This is a genomic window from Hymenobacter sp. ISL-91, from assembly GCF_018613725.1.
Classification (GTDB): domain Bacteria; phylum Bacteroidota; class Bacteroidia; order Cytophagales; family Hymenobacteraceae; genus Hymenobacter.
On the sequence record NZ_JAGGPS010000006.1, the window covers coordinates 33,595 to 52,312 of the forward strand.

Below are 18,718 nucleotides of genomic sequence, written 5' to 3' on the forward strand. Positions count from 1 at the left end.
CCTGCTGCCTCTTTCTGCTCTGCTCTTCTATGAAAACGACTCTGTTACTTCTGCTGCTGGCTGCCGGCCCGGCTGTGGCTCAGAAAATGACTCCATCCAAAGCCCCGGCCGCCAAAAAGACCACTCCCGCAGCAAAACCCCGCCCAACTGGGCCGGCTCCCGTATTCTCGCTCGATTGCGCCACCAACCCGCCACCCGCGGGCCCGCTGCAGAAAATGCATTGCGAAATTCGCCACCTGACGCTGCCCACGCCCCCCGCCGACATACCCCTGACGGTGGATGCGTGCACCAACGGCAGCATTAGCGTACGGGCCTGGACCGGGACCGATGTGCGGGTGCGGGCGCGAATTACGGGCACGGGCGCCACTGCCGAAACGGCCCGGGCTCTGGCTACCGCCGTGCGCTTCAGTACCACCGCCCACACGGTGCGGGCTGCGCTGGCCAACGGCTCGGTAGAGGGCTGGGCCGTGAGCTACGAGGTGCTGGTGCCAGCCCAAACCAACCTGGTGCTGACGGCCGTGAACGGGGCGCTAACGCTGGAAAACGTGCGGGGCCAGCTGCGCCTGACCACCACCAACGGGCCGCTTGTGTTGCGTGGCGTATCCGGCGACGTGCGCGCCCAAACCACCAACGGCCGCATCGACCTGAGTCTGAGCGGCGACACCTGGACCGGCCCGGGGCTGGACGTGAGCACCGTGAATGGGGACATCAGCTGGGAGCTGCCAGCCGATTACACTGCTACGCTGCTGGCCCGCGCCACCCGGGGCCGGGTGGCCGCCGAACTAAATACCAAGCGCCTCAACCTGCTGCCCCACAACCTGGCCGCTACCCTGGGCAAAGGCGGGGCGCAGCTGAAAGTCAGCACCGTAAACGGCAACGTGCGGGTAACGCCGCCCCAACCCGCTCCCGCCGCCGCCCCCGATTCTCTCGACGCGGAATAGCCCCTTTGGGCTGGCCCCAACGGAGCCGCCCAAAGAGGCAGACTATTGCGCTTCGCCGCTCATGATCTGAACGTGGCTGAGCACCGCTATCAGCGTAATGCCATTAGTGTTGTTGCCCCGCCGGCCCCGCCCACAGCCGCCAAGCTGAATATCTTCAACGGAAGTGTAATAATGTGGCTGAAGTGCGCGAGGCTCACCGAATACGTCATCAGGCCAATGGCTCACACCCGGACTAAGTTGCTGGTCTTCGTTGGTGGCAGCCTGGTTAGCCTGCCATATAACGCGCAGGCTAACAGATCAGCAACAGTACGGTAGTCCAATGTTCAGCGGGCTACTTCCTCGGTGCGGAAGCGCTTGGGTTCACCGGCTTTAGGGCGCGGGTATTGGTTCTGCTGCTTTTTCTGATACGATTTCACGAGCCATGCTGCGCCCACCAGCGCCCCCAGCGCCGCGGCCGCTAGGCCAAACTTGGCCCGAATTGGGTCGTGGGGCGCGGGGGGCAGATAGGCTACGCCATTGGCATCGAGGCGGGCGGGATGTTGCACGTAGCGACCATGAGCTGGTATGCGGAACTCGTCGGCCAGTTGGCGCAGGCCGGTGCCGGCACCGGGCCCTGGCATGGCCGGACCGTGGCCGCAGCCAATAGCCTCGGGGCGCAGGTCGGCCAATTGTCGGATGGATTCGCCCACCTGCTGCCAGTCGTAGTTGAACGGAGCCCCCGCGATACTAATGTCTTCCAGTTGCAGGAGCACTGCCGGCACCGACTCGTGGTTGCAGGTGGCAAACGCATCGGCTCCCAGTAGCGTACGGTCTTTCTCGCGGAACAGCGCAACCTGGCCCGGAGCATGGCCGGGTACGTGGTGCCACTGCCAGTCGGGCAGAAAGGGCGGGTCGAGGTCGTTGGCGGGCAACTGTTGCACGTAGTCGGAGAGCTGAAACGACTGGGGCGGGAAAAACCGGGCTACGAAGGCCAGCGAGCCACCGCCAGCCACCGTTGGGTCGGCGGGCGGATACACGGCCCGGGCTGTGAGGAAGGGCAGCTCCAATGCGTGCGCTAATACCGGTACCTTCCAGTGTTCAGCCAGCGCCTGTGCCGAGCCGGAGTGGTCGAGGTGGCCGTGGGTGAGGATGATGGCCTCGGGGTGGGTGCCAGGATAAAACAGCTCGTCGGCGGCCGCGACTATGGCCTGTGCCGAGCCCGGTAGGCCGGTATCCACCAGCACCCACTCGCCGGGCCGGCCGGTTTCAATAAAATAGACATTTACAAAGCGTTGGATAGTAAGCTGATGAACGCCGGGAGCTACTTGTTTCATAGGAAGGCAGTGAAGTAGAAGGATGCCAATAGTACGTGCCTGCCCCCATTTTGATTTGCCTTGCTGCGTTGGCAAGCGAGTCTGCATAATGATTCAAATCAGACAATCCGCTACTTTAGCGCCTTCACCCGGCCGCCAGAACTTCACATTGGCGGCTTTAAGGCATCTATGGTTACCAGCTCCGACAAAATTGCCCGCTTTCTGGAAACCCGCCAGCAGCTGGAAATTGATGGTTTCCGAATCAGGCACGAGGACCTGGCCCGGCCCTGGGGCGGTTTCTTTGTGCTCGATGACGCGCAGACTCAGCGGTTTGCCAACCAGTACTTTGCTGGCTTGGCGATAGACGAACTGCGGATTGCCGGCCAGCTAAGCCCCAAAATTCTGCTGGTAGCTCCGCAGCAGCGCCTTTCGTGGCAGTACCACCACCGCCGGGCCGAAATCTGGCGTGTGGTCAGTGGCCCGGTGGGCATCGTCATCAGCGACACCGACCAGGAAGGGGAACTGAGAACCTACAATGCCGGCGAGCAGATTACGCTCCGGCAGGGCGAGCGACACCGCCTCGTCGGGCTGGGCAACTGGGGTATCGTGGCCGAAATATGGCAGCACACCGATGCCGCCCACCCCTCTGATGAGGACGACATCGTGCGCGTGCAGGACGATTTCAACCGTTAACACCACAGCGGCGGCCAGCCACCTAGACCAATAAGGCAGCACGCAAGAGCGCCCCGGCTACTACAGCCGGGGCGCTTTTGTATGGTAGTAGCAGACACCGCCGGCCCCACCTGTTTTGGCCAGGTAGCGCGCCACACTAAATGGGGTGCGCAAATGCTGGCAGGCACTTATTGCACCTTGCCAGGATGTAGTAACCCCCAAGGCAGTGCGACACGGAAGATGCACTGCCGGTAGAGCTGCCACGTATGGCAGAAGTGGCTGCTGAACTGCTGCTTTGGGTTTTTATGAGGCAGACATTTGTCGGCAGGAGTTCAGCAGCAAGCTTACTTTTTGCGCTTTTTCTTCTGTTTGCCAACAGGCGCTTCTGCCGGAGCAGCGGCGTCAGGAGCCACCGCCGCAGAAGCCGTTGCGGTCAGCGGTTCGCCTTCCCCATTCAGCTCAACTACCTCATAGCCCAGGGCCTGCAGGGCAGGGAGTTGCGCCTTATCGCCAACCACCACATAATAGAGGTTTTCGGGCAGGTATTGCTGGGCCGCAGCCTGCACATCGGCCTGGGTAAGGCTTTTGAGAATAGCGGCCTGCTGGGTTACGTAGTTGGGCGGCAGGTTATAGTCGAGCAAGCGGTTGAGAAACAGGGCTTTTTGCAGGCCGGTTTCATACTTGAGCGCGTCACTCTGGCCTACCGAAGTTTTCAGGCGCGCCAGCTCCTCGGGCGTAATGCCCTTGCGGAAATTCCGGATTTCCTCTACCATCTCCTGCAGGGCCGGGGCAGTAGCATCGGCCCGCACGCTGGCGTAGGCCGTAAATGGGCCCGGGGCGTGCGTGCTCTGGAAAGAGGAAAACGCCCCGTAAGTGTAGCCCTTCTTTTCGCGCAGGTTGGAATTGAGACGCGAGTTGAAGGCTCCGCCCAGCGGGTAATTGGCCAGGAAAGCGCGGTAGTAAGGGCCGGTGGCATCGTAGGGCAGTGCGGATAGGTAGCCAACCCGAATTTCTGACTGCGGCGCGCCGGGCTTCTCAACGAAGTAAAGGCGCGCCTTATCGGGCTGGGGTAGCGCGGCCGGAGCCGGCGGCATGGCCACCTGCTGGCGCGGCCAGGCCTTCAGGAAGGCCAGCTGAGGTAATATCTGCTCCTCAGTTACGTCGCCCACAATCACGAGCGCACCCACATTAGGGGCGTAGCTCTGCTGATAAAAGCGTTTCACATCATCCAGGGTCAGGCTGGCCACGGAAGCCGCCGTGCCCGAAGTAAATACACTCATGATGCTGGCCGGACCGTAGAGCAGGCGGCCATACAGCTTATCGGCAATGGTGCCAGGCTGGGTGGTTTGGTCGGCAATCTGCTGCAGCGTCTGCTGCTTTATGCGGTCAAAATCGACTGGGGCGAAGCGCGGGTGCAGCAGCAGCTCTTGCAGAAGGGCCAGCGTAGCGGGCAGGTTTTTGGTCAGCGACTTCACGTAAATCAGCGTGTTGTCGTCGTTGGCGCTGGCCGAAACGGTGCTGCCCATGCGCTTGAGCATAGCGCTGAACTCTTCCCCGCTATACTGCCGGGTGCCCTCGTTCAGCATGCGGGCCGTGAGGCTGGCCAGGCCTGCCTGGGCCAGGTTGCCCTGCTGAAGCCGATGGCCCCCGCGCAAAGTCAGCAGCAGCGTAACCGACGGAATTTCGGTGTTGCGGGTGCCGATGATTTTAAGGCCGTTGGCCAGCGTATCCTGCCACAGCGCCGGCACCTGTACCACCGGGTTGGGGCCCGGCTGGGGCTGCCGGCTCCGGTCGAATGTGTCGCGGGCCTTTTGGTAGCTCAGGCCCGCGTACTCGTCTTTGGGTGCGCGGTAGCCGGTAGGGTCCACGGTGTAATTATCGGCGCGGGCCACCAGCTCGGGCTTGGTTTTGGGCACTACGCTCAGAACCACGGCGGGCTTGCCCTGCACGTATTTGGCAAATACCCGCTGCACATCGGCCGCCGTAAGGGCCTGCAGGCGCTGCTGCTCTACCCCCAAATAGTTGGCGTTGCCCGTAAACGTTTGGTTGGCGGCCAGCCGGCTCACCTTGCCACTCACGCTGGCCAGGCTGCCCACTAGCTGTGCCTCGCGGCTGGCCTTAAAGCGCCGGATGGCTTCCTGGCTGGGGCCGGTGCGGGCAAACTCGGCCAGCGTCCGGCGCAGGCGTGCGTCGGTGCTGTCGAGGCGCTGGCCTTCGGGCGCCAAGGCGAGCAGGGTGAATTCGCCGGCCAGCTCCGAGGAGCTATTGTAGGCCGTTGCCTCGACGGCCAGCTGGGGCTTTTCCAGGTTTTTGTAGAGCAGGGAGTTGTTGCCCTGGCCAATGATTTCGGCCAGCGCCTCCAGGGCCAGCTCGTCGGGGTGGTTGCTGGGCACGCTCGGAAATACCATTTGCAGCATCGGGTACAGCACCTCATCGGGGTAGCTCACATACCGGTCCTGGGCCAGCACCGGCTCGGCTACCTTCATGTTCTGTACGGCGGGGCCCTTGTGAATAGTGCCGAAGTACTTCTCCACCAGCTTCACCACCTGGGCCGTCTGCACGTCGCCGCCTATTGTCAGAGTAGCGTTGTTGGGGCCGTACCAGCGCAGAAAGAAATCCTTGAGGTCATTTACGTCGGAGTTATCCAGGTCTTTGAGGTAGCCGATAGTGGGCCAGGAGTAGGGGTGGCCGTAGGGATAGAGCGCCCGGTCCAGATACTCGCTGGCCTGGCCGTAGGGCTGGTTGTCGATGTTCTGGCCCCGCTCGTTCTTGACGGTAGCGCGCTGAATCTCAAATTTTTCCTGGGTAACCGCATCGAGCAGAAAGCCCATACGGTCGGCCTCCAGCCACAGCACCATCTCCAGCTGGTTGCTGGGAATGGTTTCGTAATAGTTGGTCCGGTCGCGGGTAGTAGAGCCGTTGAGCGTACCGCCGGAGCCGAAAATCAGCCGGTCGAACGTGCCCTCTGGCGCGTTATCAGAGCCCTCAAACATCATGTGCTCAAAGAAGTGCGCGAAGCCCGACTTGCCGATCTGCTCCCGCGCCGACCCCACGTGGTAGGTTATATCCACGTGCACCAGCGGGTCGGAGTGGTCTTCCGTAACGATGAGCGTGAGGCCGTTAGGCAGCACATACTTGCTGTACGGAATCAGTAGCTGGCCGGGATTGGCCGAAATGCGCTCCACGAGCCGGGCACCCATAACGGGGCCGGGCGTGGCTTTGGCGCTGCGGCCGGCCGGCTTTTTGGCCTGGGCCACCACCGACAATGGAGTGGCCAGCAGCGCGCCGGCTACGAGCACGAAAGAGAAGGTACGAAGCATACGAGTGGGAAAGTAACGCCCGGCACGCCGGACTTTTAACGTGAAATGAGAGCAGGGTTGAAGCAAGGTTGAAGCAGAAGCAGGGCTGCTAGGCTGGCCCACCGGCAGCCGCCAGCCGGTCGATGGGCTGGTAATGCAGCCAGGTAAGCTCGGGAGCCAGATAACCGGGCCGCACGGGCTCTTCGCGCAGCAGGTCGGTACTGAGGTACTTTTTGTTGCTGTCGCAGAGCAGCGTTACTACGGTTGCCGCGGGGCCCAGCCTGGCCGCCAGCCGGATAGCCCCAATCACGTTGGCGCCCGACGAAATGCCGACGGCCAGCCCCAGCTGCCGGGCCAGCTGCTGGGCCACCAGAATAGCATCGCCATCGGAGGCCTGTACCACCTCATCGAGCTCATCGAGCTGCACAATGGCCGGGATAAACTCGTCGCTGATGCCCTGGATGCGGTGGGAGCCTACCTTATACCCGGTGGTGAGCGTAGGCGATTCGGCCGGTTCGAGCGGATGAATATGTACCTGAGGGAAGTGCGTACGCAGGTAGCGCCCGACGCCCATAACGGTACCGCCCGTGCCCACGCCGGCCACGAAAGCCGTGGGCTGCCGGCCGACGCTGGCCAGCTGGGCCGCAATTTCGGGCCCGGTGGTGCGGGCGTGGGCCTCGGCGTTGTAGCAGTTCTCAAACTGGCGTGTCAGAAACACGCGCGGGTCGGCGGCCGCCATGTCCTCTGCCAGTTCAATGCTGCCCAAAAAGCCCCCCTGGGCCTTGCTGACGAGTGTAACCTCGGCCCCCAACGAGCGAATGATGTCGCTTCGCTCCCGGCTCAGCCAGTCGGGCATGATAATGCGGACCGGGTGGCCCAGCGCCCGACCAATGGCCGCAAAGGCAATGCCGGTGTTGCCGCTGGTGGCCTCCACAATGGTGTCGCCGGGCCGGATCTGGCCCAGCGCGTAGGCCTTCTGCAGAATGTAGAGAGCCATACGGTCCTTGAGGCTGCCCGTCAGGTTGTAGTGCTCGCACTTGGCATAGATGGTGCCCGCCTCGCCTTGGTAGCGGTAGTGCAGCGCCACCATGGGCGTGTTGCCCACCAGCAGCCAAAACCGGTCAAAAGTGGTCTGTAACTCCGGTGCCAGAGTGGCAGCGGCAGTAAGTTGGGTCCACATAGAATGGAGAGCTTAACGCTTGGTGCTTAGTGGTTAGGGCGTGGGCGGGGATGGCTTATTTACCGAAAGCCCGCAGGCCGCTGTCGAGAAAGTTCACGAAGTTGTCGGCGTCGTAGTTGGCGCCCTGGGGCGGGGTGAGCACCTTTTCGGTGGCCGGGTCGAGCAGCACGTAGTAGGGCTGCGAGTTGGCCTGGTAGCGGCTGGCCTGGAAGTCGCTCCACTTGTTGGCAATGGTGCGGATGGGCTTGCCGCTGAACGCCGACGTGGTGTGCTCGGCCACGGGCAGCTCCGTTTTGTCGTCCACGTACAGCTGCACCAGCACGTAATCCTGGCGCAGGCGCTGGAGCACGCGCGGGTCGGGCCACACCGTGGCTTCCATCTTGCGGCAGTTCACGCAGGCGTGGCCGGTGAAGTCAATCAGCAGCGGCTTGCCGGCGGCCTGGGCAGCGGCGCGGGCTTCATCGTAGTCGAAGTAGGCATCGAGGCCCAGCGGCGAGTGGAACAGGTCGGCGTACTTGTGGGCCGGGCGCGGCGTGGCGGGGCCGGCCGAAACCGGGCCGCCGCCGAGCGAGGGCGTGTAGAGGTCGAAATCCTGGGTGTGCTGGGGCGGCAGGAAGGCGGCCACGGCCTTGAGCGGCGCGCCCCACAAACCCGGCACCAGGTACATGGTGAACGAGAGCGTGAGCACGGCCAGCAGCAGCCGCGTCACCGACAGGCCACCGGCCGGCGCGCTGCCGTCGTGGGCCAGCGGCAATTTGCCCAGCAGATAAAAGCCCAGCAGCCCGAAAATGATAATCCACAGCGCCAGGAATACCTCACGGTCGAACCACTCCCAATGGTAGGCTAAATCGACATTGGAGAGGAACTTAAGGGCCAGCGCCAGCTCCAGAAAGCCCAGCACCACCTTCACCGAGTTCAGCCAGCCGCCCGATTTGGGCAGCGCCTTCAGCCAGGTCGGGAACAAAGCAAACAGCGTGAAGGGCAGCGCCAGCGCCAGCGAGAAGCCCAGCATGCCGATGGCCGGCCCCAGGTACTGCCCGGTAGTAGCAGCCTGCACCAGCAGCGTCCCGATGATGGGGCCGGTGCACGAAAACGACACCAGCGCCAGCGTGGCGGCCATAAAGAACAGGCCCGTCAGGCCGCCCTGGTCGGCGCGGGCATCGGCCTTGTTCACCCAGGAGCTGGGCAGCGTCAGCTCGAAAGCGCCCAGGAACGAGGCGGCAAACACGAGCAGCAAGGCAAAAAACAGGAAGTTGAAGATGCCGTTGGTGGCCAGCTCGTTCAGCGCATCGGCCCCGAACAGCACCGTAATCAAGAGCCCCAGGGCCACGTAAATGACGATGATGCTGAGCCCGTAGATGGCGGCCCGGCCCACGGATTTGCTGCGCGAGTGGTCCTGCTTGGTGAAGTAGCTAACCGTAAACGGCAGCAGCGGGAAGATGCAGGGCATCAGCAGGGCCGCCAGTCCGCCCACAAAACCCGCCAGGAAAATCGCCCACAACGACGAAGGCGCCTCCTCCGCTACCGGCGCCCCGGCCGGTAACGTGGCATCGGCGGCCGGCGCCACCGTAGCTCCGGCTACCTCCGACGCCCCCGTTGCAGCGGCGGTATCGGTGGCAGCCGGAGCGGTTGCAGCACCAGACGTTGGTACCACCTGGGCCTGGGCCGGCGCGGTAACGGCTGCGGCTGCAGTGGCTGGCGTGGTGCTGGTAGTGGGGGCCGCCGACGAAGCGGCCGGCGTGGTTTTGGCCGGCGTGGCCGTAGCAGGGGCAGCAGCGGTGGTTTTGGGCTCGGCCGCTTTCGGTTCGGCAGCCGTGGCGGGCGCCTCGGTGAGGGCGCTGGCCGGTACCGAAACGGTGATGCTGAATGGTACGTCCTCGGGCGGCAGGCAGCGCTGGTCGTCGCAGACCATGTAGGTGAGCGTGCCCTTGATGGTGGCCGTGGGGGCCGTCAGGCGCACGGTTTGGGTGAAGGTGGCCTGCTCCTCGAACGAGGAGATTTCCATGCCGAACATTTCCTCGTAGGCCGTGTGCGGCTTGGTGGCTTCCTTGGGCTTGCCAGTCAGCACATAGCCCGCGCCCTTCTCAAACTCGAACGAAGTAGCCACCGGCCCGCCCGGCTTCACATTCAGCGAGTAAATATGCCAGTTGGGGTCGATGTTGGCCGTGAAGCTCAGCGTGGCGCTGGCGCCGCCGGTGACCTTGGCCCCGAAGCTCCACTTCACCGGCCGCAGAATCTGGGCTTGGGTAAGCCCGGCGGTGAGGAGCAGGCAGAGCAGCAAAAACAGTTTTTTCATGCGGAAGGGAGGGTAGACGGGCAGGTAAGGTAATCAGGCACGTTGTCATGCTGAGCTTGTCGAAGCATCTCGCGTGCAGTAGTAACTTCTGACATTTAATTAGCCTTGCACGCGAGATGCTTCGGCTTCGCTGTGCTGCGCTCAGCATGACAACGTATGGGCGTTTCAACTCAGATTTTCAAATCCTGCAGGGTGGCGTCGAGGTAGGCGCCGCGCATTTCCACGCGCATGATGCGGCCTTGCTTGTCGAGCATCAGGCTGAAGGGAATGCCCAGGATGCCGTAAGCTTTGGCAATGTCGCCCTCGAAACCCCGGGTGTCCACCAGCTGGGGCCACACCATGCCTTCCTCCTTCATGGCCTTGCGCCAGTCGGCATCCTTTTCATCAAACGAGATGCTCACAATCTGGAAGTTCTTGCCCTTGGTTTCGTACACGTTGCGCAGGTGCGGAATTTCGGCCCGGCAGGGGCCGCACCACGAGGCCCAGAACTCCAGCAGCGTGTACTTGTCCTTGGGCACGTAGCTCGACAGCTTCACCGCCTTGCCCTCGGGCGTGGTCAGGGTGAAATCCTGGTACTTGGTGCCGATGGCAGTGCGCTTGGCTTTCTCGGCCTTCTCGTTGAAGGCGGCCAGGCGCGGCGTGCCGGCCCAGCCCTTCGCCACGGCGGCCTGCAGCTCCTCAATCTGCTTCACGGTCATATCCACGAACATGCCGCTCAAAAAGTAGTTGGCCTGGTCGTAGGCCACCACCGATTTAGGGTTGGCCTTAATAAAGGCCATTTTCCGCTCGCGCAGCTGGTCGTTGAGCGCCCACTCCTGCTTCGCCAGCTTGATGCCCACCGGGGTGTTAAACTTGCCCTCCATCGCGGGGATGTGGAACTCGTCGGTGTACTGCTTATTCACGGCGGTCAGTTGCTTGCCCAGCGGGGCCAGCGACTCGCGCAGGGCCGCAGCCTGGTTTTCGGTGGCCGAGCCGGTAATGCGGGGCTGGGCCACTACCCGGTCGCGCTTGTAGTAGAAGGTGGGCAGGCTGTCGAGGTTGCCGGCGTAGCTGATGGGCGAGTTCTCCAAGTAGAAGCTCGACATCAGCCAGTTACGCTGGGAGGTCTTTTCTCCCTTCGGCGTTTTGTCGATAATAATGCGGTGCAAATCGGGGCCGGCCAGCTTGCCCTTGAACATAAAGCGGCCGTTTTGAATAACGGTGCTGTCGACCATGTGCGGGTCGGGCCATTGGGTGTCCTGCAGGTATACCTTCAGCCCGTCGGGGGCGTTGGCCACCCGGCCGTCGATGGTGTACTGGTTCTGGGCCACGGCCGAGCACGAGGCCAGCAGGAGGGAAGAAAGGAAAAGCAGGTTTTTCATGTCAGGGAAAAGGATGAGTAGGAATGGATGGGAAACCGCCTGTCATCCTGAGCGGAGCGAAGGACCTCATCACACCTGAGCGGTCATAGCAGGTCTTTCAAGCCTAATAAGGTCCTTCGCTTCGCTCAGGATGACAAGGGGGGGGCAAACAACTGGCTACGGGTGGTTGCGCACCATGCCGGGGTTGAAGCGCAGCACCCGCGCCGGAATTTCGAAGGTGTAGCGCGGGCTGCGGGGCGGCAGCGTTTCCAGCACCTGGCCTTCGGGGTCGAGGCGCTGGCCCGCGCCGGGCATGCGGCCCTGCTCGTCGAGGCGCTTCATGTCCTGCCAGCGGGTGCCGCGGAAGGGCAGCTCGCGGCGGCGCTCCAGCAGCACGGTGGCCAGGGCCTCGGGGCCGGTGCCCACTTCCAGCGGCTCGTAGCTGCCGGCATCGATGCGCTTTGCGCGCAGCTCTTCCAGCACCGCCAGCGCCTGGGCGGCCTGCCCGGCGCGGGCCAGTGCCTCGGCCCGAATCAGCAGCATTTCGGCGAAGCTAATGCCGTGAATGCCGTAGTCAAACCGCCCATACACGAAGCCCGTCCCGATATCGAACGCCAGCAGCTGGGCCCGCAAGTCGTCGGGCTCGTAGAGGGCCAGCAGGTCAGGCGAGTAGTTCAGGAAGAAAAGGCCGCCAATATCATCGGCCTGCCGCAGCCACAGAATTTCGGGGTCCTCCGAGTCGACGGGGATATTGAACTCGTTGTAGTCGTTGAGCTGGTGGGGGGCTTGCAGGGCGTTTTCGGCGTAGGTTTTGGCGCCGGCGTAGTCCTGCATGTACAGGCTGATGCGCGCCAGCATCCCGTAGGCCACGTACTTGGTTACGCGGGCCCGATTCACGTTGGTGGGCGGCAGCACGGCGGCGGCGCGCAGCAGGTTCTGGCGCAGCGTGTCGAGCATTGTTTGCACCGGCATGCGCGGGGGCGTAGCGTCCGTCACGTCGATGCTCGTTACGAAGGGCACGCCGGGGTCGGTGGCGGCGGTGGCCGGGTTGTAGGCCTTGGCAAACACCGTGAGCAGGTTGAAATACAGGTCGGCGCGCATCACCAGGGCCTCGCCCAGCACCTGCTGACGCTTTTGGGCCGTGCCGTCGGTAGCATCAAGCACCTGGCTGATGATGACGTTGGCGTTGTAAATGGACCGGTAGGCCGGGCCCCACACCAGCGGGCTCGATTCCTGCTCCACATCGAGGTTGGGGTTCCAGAAGTAGGCGTTGGCCAGGCTCGTGCCGGCCTGCTTGGTCAGGCTGGGCTCCTGCACGTCGTCACTCATATAGAGCATGGCCAGCGGGAAGGTCTGGTTCAGGGCCGGCGAGTTGAGTAGCAGCTCGTAGTCGGCTACCTGCTGGGGAATCACCAGGCCCTTGGGCTTCACGTCGAGGTACTTCTCGCAGCCCGTCAGGGCCAGGGCCGCCAGGGGCAATGCGGCCAGTAAACGAAGGTTTTTCATGGTCGGGCGGGCTTAGAAGTTGGCGTAGAGCGACAGGCTGTAGAAGGGCTTGGGCCGCAGCAGGCGGGTACCGTCGCGCCGGTCGATGGCGTCGGGGTCGATGTCGTTGCCGCTGAACGTGTAGTTGAACGCGTTCTGCACCTGGCCCCGCAGCTGGGTGCGCTCCAGGCCCAGGTTGGTAAAGAAGGCCGACTTGAGGTTGTAGCTCAGCACGATGTCGCGCAGGCGGATATTGTCGGCTTTGCGCACGAAGTCGCCGGCGAAACCGTAGGCCGAGCGGGTGTAGTCGTCGAAGTAGCCGGGCTCGCCCAGGCCGGGCGAGAAGCCGGGCACGCGGGTCGTCTGCTCGTCGCCGGGCTGCTGCCAGTAGTCAGTAGCGCCCTGCTGCACGCGGCCGGCGCCGCCGATTCCCTGCACCTGTAGCGGGTCGGGGGCCTCCACGCGCATCACGTAGCCGCCGTAGTACATGAACAGGAAGTACAGGTCGAAATTCTTGTAGCTCAGCTGGTTGTTCAGGCCCAGCACGTAGCGCGGCGTGGTGCTGCCCTTGTACTCCAGGTCGGCCAGCGTGATGCTTTCCGAGCCGGTGCCCGACAGCGTCAGCAGGCGCCGGGTGCCGTCCTGCCCAAAAATTTCGGGCTGGCCCAGCGCGTTCAGGCCGGCGTAGCGGTAGGCAAACAGCGCATTCACCGGGTAGCCCTGCTGCAGGCTGAGCACCGAAATCAGCGGGGCGCCATCGGGGTCGCCGGTCACGGTTTTCACCTTCGTTACCTCGTTTTTGTTGAACGAAGCCGTCAGCTGGGTGCGCCACGAGAAGTCCTGGGCCCGCAGGTTCAGGCTGTTCACGCTAAACTCGAGGCCCCGGTTGCGGATGGCGGCCGTGTTGGCGCGGTACTCATTGAAGCCCAGCGTGGGGTCGGCGGCGTACTGCCCGAAAATGTCGTCCGAGTTCTTCAGGTAGTAATCCACCGCCCCGTACAGGCGGCCGCCGAACAGCGCGTAGTCGAGGCCGGCGTTGTAGTTCTTGGTCTTCTCCCAGCGAATCGACTGGTTGCGGGGCGCCAGCACGTCGTAGTACTGCTGCACCGGGTCGAGGTAGTAGTTGAGGTCCGACGTAAGCACCAGGAACCGGCCGCTGTTGCTGGTGGGCACGTTGCCGTTCAGGCCGTAGGCTAGGCGCAGCTTCAGCTCATCCACCCATTCGGTGTCGTGCAGGAAATTCTCCTGCTTCATGCGCCAGTTGGCGCCCACCGAGTAAAACGGGTTGTTGCGGTACTCGGGGTCGGTCCCGAACAGGTTCGACTTATCGAGCCGGATGCTGCCGGTGAGCGTGTAGCGGTCGAAGTAGGTGTAGGCCGCGTTGCCGTAGAACGACACGAAGCGCTGGTCGTTGTAGCGCTCGTTGAAGTAGCTGCTGAACGGGAACGTGGCCGGGCTTGCGGTGGGCAGCGTTTTAAACACCGGCGCCCGGTACGAGGTCAGGTTCACCTGGTTGATGGGCTTGGCAATCAGCGTCTGCCCGTCATAGCCGAAGAAGGTGTTGGTGAAGTCGGAGTTCGTGATTTTGCGCACCTCCATGCCCGCCAGGCCCGTGATGGTGTGCTTGAGGTTTTCGCTGCTGTGGTTTGCGTTCAGCTGGCCGCGCAGCGTGTAGCTCTTGGTCTGCCCGTTCACGCGGGTCAGGAACGAGCCGCGGGGTAGGTCCGAAAACACCGGCACGCCGGTTACCGGGTCTTTGCCGGCCTTGTAGTTGAGCAGCCTCCGCACCACCAGCGCGTCCTCGGTCAGCAGCCGCGACTGGGTGCTGGGCTGGTCTTCGTACACGCCGCCCAAATCCAGGTTCAGCCAGTTGGTCAGGTCGGCCCGCAGCCGCCCCTGCAGGCGCAGCGTGGTCGAATTAAGCTTGCTGGTGCTGGCCGTCAGTTCCTGGTACGGGAAGTAGCGGCCGTCGTAGAGGCCCAGGGCCAGGTTTTGCTCGTTGAAGTCGTTGTTGATGCCCGTGTTGGGGTTGAGGCCCGGCCCCAGCGCCACGGGCAGGGCCCGGCCGTTCTCATCCACCAGCCGCTCATATGGCAGGAAATTGTTCAGGTACTCGCCCGAAAGGCCGCTGGCCGATTGGAAAGGGCTTTTGGTGGTGGTGTTGGCGTAGCGCCCCCGGAACTCGAAGCTCAGGCGGTTCGTGAAACGGTGGGTGCTGGCCAGGTTCAGCAGAATCCGCTCGTTGCCGGTGCGCACCTGCTGGTCTTCCTCGCCCAGGTAGTTGAGGCCGATGAGGTAGGTGTTCTTCTCGCCGCCGCCGCTCATGTCGAAATCCACCTGCCGGGCCTGGCGGGCCCGGTAAAACAGCCGCTCGTACTCCTTCAGGTTGTCGTAGGCGCCAATCTGGGCCACCCGCTGGTCGAGCACGCCCCGGTCAATCTTGCCTTCCTTGAAATCGAACACCGCGTCCTGCACCGGCGACGTGCCCACGCCGGCCCGCAGCCCCGCCCGCGTGGCGTCGGTCGAGAGCAGGTAGTCGCGCTGCAGGTTGGCGTAGTCGGCGGCGCTGGCGTAGTTGAGGTAGCCGAAGTCGGAGCGCGGCTGCACGCCGTAGGTGGCGCGCAAGCTGAACACCGGCGCACCCGATTTGCCGCTCTTGGTTTCAATCACAATCACGCCGTTCGAGGCGCGGGTGCCGTAAATTGAGGCCGCCGCGGCGTCCTTCAGCACGTTCACCGACACGATGTCGTTGGGGTTGATGCTGCGGATGTCGATTTCGGTGGGGAAGCCGTTGAGCACAATCAGCGGCTGGCGCACGGCATCAAACGTCGACACGCCCCGGATGGCCAGCTCGCCGGTCTGGCTGTTATACAGCAGGCCGGGCACCTTGCCCTCCAGGCTCTCCAAAAAGTTGCCCGTTACAGCCACCCGCTGGTCGTACTGCTCGCGGTTCAGCGAGGCCACCGAGCCCGTGAGGCGCTCCTTTTCAATCTCCTGGTAGCCGGTGGCCACCACCTGCACCTCGTCCATCTGGTTGCTGGTGGGCTGCAGCGGAATATTGAGCGTCGTGCGGCCCGCCACCACCTGAATTTCCTGGGTGATGTAGCCGATGTAGCTGAAGACCAGGATTTCGCCCGCTTCGGCCTGCACCGTAAACCGACCGCTGGCATCGATCGGTGGTGCTGCCCCGGGTGGTGCCCTTCACGGCCACGGTAGCGCCCTCCAGCGGCTTCTGGTCGCTGGTGCTGCTCACTACGCCGCTGATGGTTTGCTGGCCCTGCTGCACCGAGGTTGTCGGGGCGGCGGCCGTCTCGCGGGGCTTCACCACAATCGTGTTGTCGGTGATGACGTAGGTCAGCGGCTGGTCGGCGAAGCACGCGGCCAGCACCTGCTCCAGCGGCTGCTGCCGGGCCGACACCGTGACGGGCCGGGCCTTGCGCAGCAGCTCCTCATTATAAATGAAGAGGTAGCGGCTCTGGCGATTGATTTCCTTGAACACCTGCGACAGCGGCGCGTTGCGCACCTCCAGGTTGATGTTCTGCGAATAAGCCAGCGCGTGCACCTGCAAACAGGCGGCCAGCGAAATCAGCACTGTGGTGCGGGCCACCCGACCAGCCCGGCCCGGGCTGCCGGTGGTGGCGGGCGCCAAGTAGCGTAGAGGGAACTTCATAAGCGAGGGGAAGCAGTTGAAGTGAGGAATGTGAAGGGAATGTGCGGAATGTGGGAAATGTGCAGAATGTGGCAGATGGGGTGACAGTAGGGTGCGGGGCCTGAAACTCATTCCGTCCGTGCTTCACAGTTGCCCACCTTTTATTTTTTTGGTTCGACGCGCACCGTGCGGCCGCTTTGCTCGAAGCGCACGTCGCCGGTCAGCGTGAGCATCTCCAGCACCTTGGGCAGCGTGCTGCGGCGCGAAATGAGGCCGCTGTAGTGGCTTTCGGGCAGCTGGCTGGCGTACTGCACGTCCACGTTGTACCAGCGGCTGAGCTGGCGCATTACCTCGGGCAGCGAGTGGCCCCGGAAGGAGAATAAATCCTGTTTCCAGGCCACGGCGGCCTCCATATCGGCCGCCCCGATTACGATGTCGGAGCTGCCCAACGCGCACACTGCCTGCTGGCCCGGCCGCAGCCGCGCCGTGCGGCCGCGCCGCTCAATGTTCACCGAGCCTTCGAGCAGGGTGGTGCGCACGCCTGGCTCGTCGGGGTAGGCCATCACGTCGAAGTGCGTGCCCAGCACCTGTACCGTGGTACCGCCGGCCTGCACCCGAAACGGCTGCCGCTTGTTGGGCGCCACCTCAAAATAGGCCTGCCCCGTCAGCTCCACCCGGCGCTGGCTGCCCACGAAAGCCGTGGGGAAGCGCAACGACGAGGCTGCGTTCAGCCATACCCGGCTGCCATCGGGCAGCACCAGCTGGTAGCGGCTGCCGCGCGGGGCCGCCAGCGTGTGGTAAGCCACTGCCGAGCCGGCTGGTACCTTGCCCACGACCTCATACTGTACTACCCCGTCCTGCTGCGACACCCGGATGCCGCCACCGGTCCAGACACTGCCATTGCGCAGCTCATGGAGGTTGAGCACTTTGCCATTGGCCAGCTTGAGCTGGGCGCGGGCACTCGCCGGCGCGCTGGTAGCAGGGGCGGCCGGCACCGGGGCCACAGCTACTGTGGAGGCCGTAGGGCGGTGGGTTATTTCGTAGGTAGCGGTGCCCAGGCCCAGCAGCAGCGCGGCGGCAGCGGCCACGCGCCAGGCCGTGCGTTGCCACCAAGCGGGCGCGTTTTCATCGGTCGTAGGCAGGTCGTCGGCTTCTTCAGGCGCATTGGGTGGGGGCAGCAGGGGGCGCACGGTGGGCTGGCTGGTTTGCTGGGCCACATGCTGCCAGGCGGCGCCAGGGTCGAGACGGGCAAAAAAGGCCAGCTCATCGCGCAGGGCCTCGGCGTCCTGCAGCGAGTCGAGCAGGGCCGCGTTGCGCGGGTCGGCGGCCAGCCACTGCCCGAAGGCCTGGGCCTCGGCGGCCGTCAGCTCGCCGCGCAGGTAGCGGCCGAGCAGCTGGGCGGCGTCGAGGGCTTGTTGAGTTGGTTTCATAAGGGAGAGGGGGTATTCTTCCTTAAGAAACCTAAGCCGACAAAACGGGTGAAAAGAGGGTGAAAAAAAGCTAACTTTTTTTCGGGGCGGCGTAGTTGGCCACTCCCGCACTTCAGGCCGGCCGGTTTATCGGTTCCCGTGCAGCGCCTGCTGTTTCGCCCACCGGCGTTACCCGGTTGTGCGGACGAGCAGCAGCAGGGCCAGCAGGGTTTCGGGCCGTAGGCGCAGGCGTAGCAGCTGCAGCCCGCGCTGCTTCTGGGTTTTTACTGTATTCACCGATATGCCCAACTCGGCGGCTATTTCGTGGTTTTTCTTGTTTTCGAGGTAGCCCAACCGCATAATGGTGCGGCAGCCGGCCGGCAGTGTCTCCAGCGCTTCATAAATTTCGGCCACTACCTCGGCCTTAATCAGTGTCCGCATTACATCGGGCTCTGCCTCCGGCGCTACCGGAGCGGCCTGCGCCTTATCCTGGTGCAGTTGCACGACCTTGGCGTGGCGTACGGCGTTGAGGCTGGCGTTTCTGACGGTGCTGTATAAGTACGCCTTTATGGCCGCTTCCGAAGCCGCTACTTCCTCGCGCTGGTGCCAGTACGTGATGAATGCCTCCTGGGCAATGTCTTCGGCCGTCGTCTGCTGTCCGGTTATCTGGTACGAGAAGTAAACCAGCCGGGAGTAATAGTGCGCAAAAAGCTGCTCCAGTGGCTGGGGCTGCCCGGCAGGTACTTCCGGAATACCATCTGGCGGGAAGGAGCTGGCGCCCATAATCTTAACTGGCAGGACAGAGCAGAAGCAAAAAAACGAAGCGGAAGCAGTATTTCTGACCCAAGTTGTGCAAATAATCAGTCTGCACGGTATTGGGGGCGGAACTGCGCTTCGCAACCTGGGTTATTCACAGCCCAAAATCAGCCATGTTCGGGAAAATCTTAAACCAAGATAGAGCTTTAAATACGGGTTGTATTACAGCCGTTTCGTGAAGCTGTGCAAAAATGCGCCGCTGCAGCCTGAGTGTACAACGCTCAATCCACCAGAGGCTACCACACAAAAGCGCCCCGGCTATAGTAGCCGGGGCGCTTTTGTGTGGTAAGTAGTGTTGCATAAGTAAACGGGTGGTACGTATGGGCGTATCTTTGGGCC

General features: G+C 63.2%; 12 protein-coding genes and 1 pseudogene. 2 read left to right on the forward strand and 11 right to left on the reverse strand.

Going from position 1 to position 18,718, the window contains the following annotated elements; genetic code table 11:
* Positions 1-29 precede the first annotated feature (29 nt).
* A complete protein-coding gene (locus J7E24_RS02760; protein ID WP_215134895.1) occupies positions 30-941 on the forward strand; it encodes a DUF4097 family beta strand repeat-containing protein in 912 nt (303 codons plus the stop codon).
* A gap of 323 nt (positions 942-1,264) precedes the next feature.
* Here the strand turns inward: J7E24_RS02760 and J7E24_RS02765 are convergent, their stop codons facing one another.
* Positions 1,265-2,254, reverse strand: a complete 990-nt coding sequence (locus J7E24_RS02765; RefSeq protein ID WP_215134897.1) for an MBL fold metallo-hydrolase — start codon at positions 2,252-2,254, stop codon at positions 1,265-1,267.
* A gap of 168 nt (positions 2,255-2,422) precedes the next feature.
* On the opposite strand from J7E24_RS02765, the gene J7E24_RS02770 reads away from it, so the two are divergent.
* Positions 2,423-2,926, forward strand: coding sequence for a phosphoheptose isomerase (locus tag J7E24_RS02770; protein ID WP_215134899.1), 504 nt, complete (start codon positions 2,423-2,425; stop codon positions 2,924-2,926).
* Positions 2,927-3,249: 323 nt separating this feature from the next.
* Here the strand turns inward: J7E24_RS02770 and J7E24_RS02775 are convergent, their stop codons facing one another.
* From J7E24_RS02775 to J7E24_RS02815, 10 genes and pseudogenes are all read right to left on the reverse strand, one after another.
* Positions 3,250-6,225: a M16 family metallopeptidase gene (locus J7E24_RS02775; RefSeq protein WP_215134901.1), complete on the reverse strand. Its 2,976-nt coding sequence runs from the start codon at positions 6,223-6,225 to the stop codon at positions 3,250-3,252.
* 88 nt (positions 6,226-6,313) lie between these two features.
* Complete coding sequence (locus J7E24_RS02780) at positions 6,314-7,384, reverse strand: PLP-dependent cysteine synthase family protein (RefSeq protein WP_215134903.1); 1,071 nt, start codon at positions 7,382-7,384, stop codon at positions 6,314-6,316.
* Between the two features lie 55 nt (positions 7,385-7,439).
* Positions 7,440-9,680: a protein-disulfide reductase DsbD family protein gene (locus tag J7E24_RS02785; protein WP_215134905.1), complete on the reverse strand. Its 2,241-nt coding sequence runs from the start codon at positions 9,678-9,680 to the stop codon at positions 7,440-7,442.
* A gap of 170 nt (positions 9,681-9,850) precedes the next feature.
* The gene (locus tag J7E24_RS02790) at positions 9,851-11,041 is read right to left on the reverse strand and encodes a TlpA disulfide reductase family protein (RefSeq protein ID WP_215134907.1); all 1,191 of its coding nucleotides are present in this window, start codon (positions 11,039-11,041) and stop codon (positions 9,851-9,853) included.
* Positions 11,042-11,197: 156 nt separating this feature from the next.
* Positions 11,198-12,526: a RagB/SusD family nutrient uptake outer membrane protein gene (locus J7E24_RS02795; RefSeq protein ID WP_215134909.1), complete on the reverse strand. Its 1,329-nt coding sequence runs from the start codon at positions 12,524-12,526 to the stop codon at positions 11,198-11,200.
* A gap of 12 nt (positions 12,527-12,538) precedes the next feature.
* Positions 12,539-15,655, reverse strand: a complete 3,117-nt coding sequence (locus J7E24_RS02800) for a SusC/RagA family TonB-linked outer membrane protein (protein ID WP_215134911.1) — start codon at positions 15,653-15,655, stop codon at positions 12,539-12,541.
* Positions 15,656-15,833: 178 nt separating this feature from the next.
* Positions 15,834-16,286: pseudogene (locus J7E24_RS17530) on the reverse strand (STN domain-containing protein); the annotation flags it as partial.
* A gap of 29 nt (positions 16,287-16,315) precedes the next feature.
* A complete protein-coding gene (locus J7E24_RS02805) occupies positions 16,316-17,584 on the reverse strand; it encodes a FecR family protein (protein WP_215134913.1) in 1,269 nt (422 codons plus the stop codon).
* A 168-nt stretch (positions 17,585-17,752) separates the two neighbouring features.
* On the reverse strand, positions 17,753-18,346 hold the full coding sequence (locus tag J7E24_RS02810; RefSeq protein ID WP_215134915.1) for an RNA polymerase sigma-70 factor: 594 nt from the start codon (positions 18,344-18,346) through the stop codon (positions 17,753-17,755).
* Positions 18,347-18,473: 127 nt separating this feature from the next.
* The coding region (locus J7E24_RS02815; RefSeq protein WP_215134917.1) for a hypothetical protein at positions 18,474-18,718 on the reverse strand (245 nt) is incomplete at its 5' end.